The organism is Methylobacterium nigriterrae (assembly GCF_037106235.1).
GTDB classification, from domain to species: Bacteria; Pseudomonadota; Alphaproteobacteria; order Rhizobiales; family Beijerinckiaceae; genus Methylobacterium; species Methylobacterium nigriterrae.
The window spans coordinates 1-287 of the sequence record NZ_JBAWTG010000748.1 but is presented as its reverse complement, the minus strand read 5'-3'; the positions used below and the strand labels follow the sequence as shown (position 1 = coordinate 287).

Here is a 287-nt window from a genome sequence, read left to right as displayed (position 1 = left end):
AGCAGTTCCTCAACATCATCCTGCGCGCCAATCCCGACGGCACCGTGGTGAAGCTCGGCGATATCGCAACCGCAGATTTCGGCCCGCAAGGCTACGGCTTTGACACTATTTATGACGGCAAGCCGATCGGCGCATTTGCGATCCAGACGCTGCCGGGCGCCAACGGACTGGCGGTCGCAAAGGCGGTGCGCGCCGAAATGACGAAGCTGCAGGTGGGCTTCCCCGAAGGCGTGACCTGGTCGGTGCCCTACGACACGACGACGTTCATCACGATCTCGATCCAGGAC

The 287-nt window shown here is 62.0% G+C and carries 1 protein-coding gene; it reads left to right on the top strand.

Annotation, left to right across the window (positions count from 1 at the left end; genetic code table 11):
• Positions 1–287: efflux RND transporter permease subunit (locus WDW90_RS38980; RefSeq protein WP_336492982.1), on the top strand; the 287-nt coding region annotated here is incomplete at both ends.